The 5,401-nt window shown below is 65.9% G+C and carries 7 protein-coding genes; 1 reads left to right on the top strand and 6 read right to left on the bottom strand.

Going from position 1 to position 5,401, the window contains the following annotated elements:
* Positions 1-833 (bottom strand): acyl-CoA dehydrogenase family protein (locus JHC81_RS13560; RefSeq protein WP_292175551.1); only part of this gene is annotated, 833 nt, incomplete at its 3' end.
* A gap of 115 nt (positions 834-948) precedes the next feature.
* Here JHC81_RS13560 and hemB point away from each other — a divergent pair.
* Positions 949-1,953, top strand: a complete 1,005-nt coding sequence (gene hemB / locus JHC81_RS13555) for a porphobilinogen synthase (RefSeq protein WP_292175549.1) — start codon at positions 949-951, stop codon at positions 1,951-1,953.
* Here the strand turns inward: hemB and JHC81_RS13550 are convergent, their stop codons facing one another.
* The 5 genes from JHC81_RS13550 to JHC81_RS13530 form a co-directional block, all read right to left on the bottom strand.
* Positions 1,954-2,436: a deaminase gene (locus tag JHC81_RS13550; RefSeq protein WP_292175547.1), complete on the bottom strand. Its 483-nt coding sequence runs from the start codon at positions 2,434-2,436 to the stop codon at positions 1,954-1,956.
* Positions 2,437-2,476: 40 nt separating this feature from the next.
* On the bottom strand, positions 2,477-3,289 hold the full coding sequence (locus JHC81_RS13545; RefSeq protein WP_292175545.1) for an MBL fold metallo-hydrolase: 813 nt from the start codon (positions 3,287-3,289) through the stop codon (positions 2,477-2,479).
* Entirely contained in the window at positions 3,286-4,074 is a 789-nt protein-coding gene (locus JHC81_RS13540) for a TatD family hydrolase (protein WP_292175543.1), read from the bottom strand. Before JHC81_RS13540 ends, JHC81_RS13545 begins: the two co-directional genes overlap by 4 nt.
* Positions 4,074-5,060, bottom strand: coding sequence for a DNA polymerase III subunit delta' (locus JHC81_RS13535; protein ID WP_292175541.1), 987 nt, complete (start codon positions 5,058-5,060; stop codon positions 4,074-4,076). Before JHC81_RS13535 ends, JHC81_RS13540 begins: the two co-directional genes overlap by 1 nt.
* Positions 5,057-5,401 (bottom strand): dTMP kinase (locus JHC81_RS13530; RefSeq protein ID WP_292175539.1); only part of this gene is annotated, 345 nt, incomplete at its 5' end. The genes JHC81_RS13535 and JHC81_RS13530, both read right to left, overlap by 4 nt.

Below are 5,401 nucleotides of genomic sequence, written 5' to 3'. Positions count from 1 at the left end.
TTCTGGAACTCGGCCAGCGCCTTGCCGAACTGCTTGCGGCTGGCGACGTAGTCCATGGCCGTTTCGAGCGCCAGTCGCGCCCCGCCCAGCGAACAGGCGGCGATGTTCAGCCGCCCGCCGTCCAGCCCCATCATGGCATAGCGGAAACCGTCGCCTTCCTGGCCCAGCAGATTGGCCGCCGGCACGCGGCAGTCGTCGAACTGGACGATGGCGGTCGGCTGGCTGTTCCAGCCCATCTTCCTTTCCTGTGCCCCGAACGACAGACCGGGGGTGCCCAGATCGACGACGAAGGCCGAAATGCCCTTGGCCCCCGGCTCCCCGGTGCGGGCCATGACCACATAGACGTCGGACGTCCCGGCCCCGGAGATGAAGGCCTTGGAGCCGTTCAGCACATAGTGGTCGCCGTCCAGCCGGGCCGTCGTGCGCATGGCGGCGGCATCCGACCCCGAGCCGGGCTCGGTCAGGCAGTAGCTGGCGATCTTCTCCATCGACACCAGCGACGGCACATAGCGGCCCCGCAGGTCGTCGGAGCCGAACCTGTCGATCATCCACGTCGCCATGTTGTGGATGCTGATGAAAGCCGCTGTCGAAACATCGCCCCGCGACAGCTCCTCGAAGATCACCGCCGCCTCGACGCGGCCCAGCGCCATCCCGCCATGCTCCTCGCCCGTATAGATGCCGCAGAACCCCATCTCCGCGGCTTGACGCATCGTCTCGACGGGGAAGGTCTTGGTCTCGTCCCACTCCGCGCTGTGCGGGGCCAGTTCGGCCTCGGCAAAGGCCCGTGCTGCATCCTGAATGGCGCGCTGATCGTCGTTGAGGGCGAAATCCATGAAGCGTTTCCTTGGTGTTTTCGAGCCTTCTAACGCCTTCACTCTCCCGGTGGGAGAGGGCTTGAGCCCACTCGTCTGCCTTCTCCCGCCGGAAGAAGGAGGCTAAAGGCTCGCCATGACCCAGCCTTTCGCGCCTGCCGCCTTCCCCTACGCCCGTCCGCGCCGCCTGCGCAGCAGCCCCTGGGTGCGTCGTCTGGTCGCCGAAACCACCCTGACCCCGGCCGACCTGATCTGGCCCCTGATCGTCCATGATGGAGCCGAGGACCGCGTTCCCGTGGCCTCCATGCCCGGCGTCTTTCGCCTGTCGCCCAGGGCTGCGGCCGAGGCAGCGAAAGAGGCCCACGCTCTGGGCATCCCCATGGTCGCCCTGTTCCCCAATATCGACGGCGCGATCAAGGATGCGGTCGGCACCGGCGCGACCGATCCCGACGGTCTGATCCCCGACTGCATCCGGGCCATCAAGGATGCGGTGCCGGACATCGGCGTCATGACCGATGTGGCGCTGGACTGCTACACCGACCATGGCCACGACGGTGTGGTCGAGGACGGGCGGGTGCTGAACGACGCCTCGCTGGAGCGTCTGGCCGAGCAGGCCTTCATCCACGCCCATACCGGGGCCGATGTCGTGGCTCCCTCCGACATGATGGATGGCCGCGTCCAGGCCATTCGCGAGGCGCTGGAGGCCAACGGCCTGCACGACACCATGATCCTGTCCTACGCGGCCAAGTTCGCCTCGGCCTTCTACGGCCCCTACCGGGACGCCGTCGGCTCGGCCGCCATGCTGGTCGGCGACAAGAAGACCTATCAGATGGACTATGCCAACTCCGACGAGGCCCTGCGCGAGGTCGCCATGGACATCTCCGAGGGGGCCGACGCCGTCATGGTCAAGCCGGGCATGCCCTATCTCGACATCGTCCGCCGGGTGCACGAGACCTTCCGCGTTCCGACCTTCGCCTATCAGGTCAGCGGCGAATACGCGATGATGCAGGCCTCCATCGCCAACGGCTGGCTGGACCAGGACCGCGCCATCCTGGAAACCCTGCATGGGTTCAAGCGGGCGGGCTGTGCGGGGGTGCTGACGTACTTCGCCCCGAAGGCGGCGCGGTTACTCGGGACTTGATTAATCTTGCAGCCAGTCTGGATTAATCTCGGAAAACTCTACCCCGGCTTCAGTAAACATCTCCAGAGCTCTCTTGCCTGGCGTATTCCATTTAGAATCTGAGGAAAAGTCTGGTTTAATAGCTATCACACGCGTAATTCGACTTTGGATTATCAATAGTGCGCAGTGTACACACACCGGTTTCCCAACAACATAGATATGACAGTCACGCGCCGCCCTACCCGCGAAGAGAATAGCATTCTCTTCTGCATGAATAACCATACTTAGTTTTGTTTCGGTGTCGTCAAGACGTTCTTCATTATCTTCAATATTGATTGGGAACCCGTTGAATCCCACGGAAATGATACGGCCAAGCTCGGGGCTCACAATAACAGCACCAATCGGAGCGTTTGGATCTTTGGACCACTTCGCTATATGGGCTGCAAGACGGACATATCTTTCGTCCCATTTGTCAGTAATTTTCGGTTTGACCAATCCCGCCATAGTAGCCCCTTAAAACCATCCAGCTCTACCTCTGGTTAGGTTACTTCGCTCCGTCAAGCTCAAAGATCGCGCTCCAACCGTCGAACCCGACCTCGACATTGTCCGGCACGACGGCCTTCAGCGCCGCATAGTCCAGGTCCAGGTGCAGGTTGGTCAGCACCGCCCGCCTGACCCCTGATCGCGCGATCCAGTCCAGGGTCTTGTCGACGTGGGCGTGGGTCGGGTGGGGCGTCCAGCGCAGGGCGTCGACGATCCACAAGTCGCAGCCGCGCACGGCCTCCAGCGCCGCCTCGTCCAGATCGGACACGTCGCTGGAATAAGCCACCGGCCCGATGCGATAGCCGACCGAGCGGATGGGTCCGTGCGCCTGGTCGAAGGTCACGACCGGCACCTCGCCCCCTGCCCCGCCCACCGACCAGGTCTGGCCATGCGGCGGGATCAGATGCGCGTCCAGTATGGCCGGATAGCCCTCGACGCTCTCGAAGATATAGCCGAACCGGCTCGTCAGGGCGTCCATGGTCGCCTGGTCCATCCACGCCGGAATGCGCCGCCGGGTGCGCATGGCGAAGACCCTCAGATCGTCGATGCCGTGGGTCTGGTCCGCGTGGTCATGAGTATAGAGGACCGCATCCACATGCCGGATGGCCGCCGCCAAGGCCTGTTCCCTCAAATCCGGCGAGGTGTCGATCAGGACGCTGGTCACACCCTCCGGCCCGTGCCGCCGGATCAGGGCCGAGCAGCGGCTGCGGCGGTTCCTGGGCTCGGCCGGATTGCAGTCGCCCCAGTCGCCGTCCCCGCGCGGCACACCGCCCGACGATCCGCTGCCCAGAATGACGACTTCCAGTTCGCTCATGATCCGGCTGGCCTCGGAATGCGGTCGAACAGAGTGAAGAAGGCGTCCGTCGTGCGCGCCTCGGCCTCCTCGCGCGCCCAGCCCCGGATCTCGGCCAGTTTATCCAGCACATGGCCGACATAGGCAGGCTCGTTACGCCGCCCCCGATGCGGCATGGGGGCCAGATAGGGGCAGTCCGTCTCCACGATGATCCGGTCCGCCGGCATGGCCGCGATGACCTCGCGCACATCGCCCGCCGCCTTGAAGGTGGCGATCCCGGAGACGGAGAACCACGCTCCGAGTTCTGCTGCTTTTTCCGCTAGTTCTGCACCAGACGTATAGCAATGCATCAGGAACCGGAACGGCCCGATGGCCATCTCCTCCTCCAGAATATCGCCCATCACCGCATCCGCCTCGCGTGTGTGCACCACCAGCGGCAGGCCCGTCTGGCGTGCGGCGGCGATATGCTGGCGAAACACCGCCGCCTGCACATCTCGCGGGCTGAAGTCGTAGTGGAAGTCCAGCCCGCACTCACCGATCCCCACCACCCGGTCCCGCCCGGCCAGCTCGACCAGTCGCGCCGCCGTCAGATCGGTGTGATCCTTGGCCTCATGCGGATGCGCCCCGACCGTGCACCAGATGTCCGGATGCGCCATCGCCAGGCCATGCGTCGCCTCGAAGGTCGACAGCTTGTCGGAAATCTCGACCATCAGCCCGACCCCCGCCTCACGCGCGCGCGCGATAACGGCGTCGCGGTCATCGTCGAACTGCGGCGCATGCAGGTTCACATGGCTGTCGATCAGCATCAGCGCGCCCCCGCCTGGGCCTTGGTCCGCTGCAGGTCTGCCAGCGCCCCGGCCAGCACATCGGCCCGGTCCAGATTGATCGCCGCCGTCCGGTCCGGCAGCTCGGACAGGCGTGTCCACAGCTCGGCCCAGCGCGCCCCGGATGCGCCCTCGTTCAGCGCCCTCACCTTCACCGCCGCAATCAGCCGCTCCATCAGGGTCTCGAACCGCTCTTGCCCCTCCGCGCCCCGGAACTTGTCCGCCACCGCCATAGCCTCCGCCCGGTCCACGACGTCAGCATTGACCCAGTCCTGCGCCAGTTGATCGGCCTCCAGCGTCGCGCCGGACCCCAGGGCCAGCGCCTGTCCGGGCGATCCCGCCGCCATGCCCGCGATCCGCGCCGCCTCGGCGGAGGGCACGCCCGTCCGATTGCGCACCAGTTCCTCGAGCGCATGCTCGGGCCAGACCGGGAAGGCAAGCCGCCGACACCGCGAGCGGATCGTGGCCAGCAGCCGCCCCGGCGCATGGGTCACCAGAAACAGCACGCCGCTTTCAGGCGGCTCTTCAAGAACCTTCAGCAAGGCATTGGCGGCATTCAGGTTCAGGTCGTCAGCAGCGTCGATGATGGCCACCCGCGCCTGCGCCTGCGACGGGCTCTTGGAAAAGAACTCCGGCAGGTCCCGCGCCTGATCGACCGAGATCGATTTCTTGGTCTTGCCGCCCTCCACCGCCCGCTCCAGCACCAGCAGATCGGGATGCGACTGGGCCGAGATGAGCCGGGCCACCGAATCGTCGGGCCGAGTCCCCAGCAGACCCCGCGACGGGTCGGGCGTTGCCCCCAACAACCGCCGCGCGGCGCGATAGGCGAACGTCGCCTTGCCCGATCCCTCGACCCCGCACAGCAGCCAGGCGTGATGCAACCGCCCGCGCGACTGGGCATCAAGAAACGCGGCCTCCGCCGCCGCATCGGGGATCAGGTCGAACCGGTCGCGCGCATGCTCGCTCACAGCAGCCGCCCCTCGACAGCGGCCCAGACCCGTTCCGTCACCGTATCCATGTCGCCATCGGCGTCGATCACGACACAGCGCTCATGCGTCCGCGCGATCTCCAGAAAGCCACGGCGCAGCCGCTCGTGAAACGCCAGCCCCTTGGACTCGAACCGGGTTTCGAACAGGCCCCGCCCGAACGCCCGCTCCAGCCCGACCTCGACCGGCAGGTCGAACACCAACGTCAGGTCCGGCTGCGTCGCCCCCACCACAGCGGCGTCCAGCGCCTCGATGAAATCGGCGGGCGTGCCCCCGCCCACCCCCTGATAGGCGCGGCTGGAATCGGCGAACCGGTCGCAGAC

This window comes from Brevundimonas sp., assembly GCF_016463295.1.
Lineage (GTDB): Bacteria > Pseudomonadota > Alphaproteobacteria > Caulobacterales > Caulobacteraceae > Brevundimonas.
The sequence above is the reverse complement of the archived record's forward strand: the minus strand, read 5'-3'. Positions and strand labels throughout refer to the sequence as shown.

Bases quoted from the DNA above. Each gene is read 5' to 3' on its own strand.
- hemB (WP_292175549.1), top strand. From the start codon at position 949: ATGACCCAGCCTTTCGCGCCTGCCGCCTTCCCCTACGCCCGTCCGCGC.
- JHC81_RS13550 (WP_292175547.1), bottom strand. From the start codon at position 2,436: ATGGCGGGATTGGTCAAACCGAAAATTACTGACAAATGGGACGAAAGA.
- JHC81_RS13540 (WP_292175543.1), bottom strand. From the start codon at position 4,074: ATGCTGATCGACAGCCATGTGAACCTGCATGCGCCGCAGTTCGACGAT.
- JHC81_RS13545 (WP_292175545.1), bottom strand. From the start codon at position 3,289: ATGAGCGAACTGGAAGTCGTCATTCTGGGCAGCGGATCGTCGGGCGGT.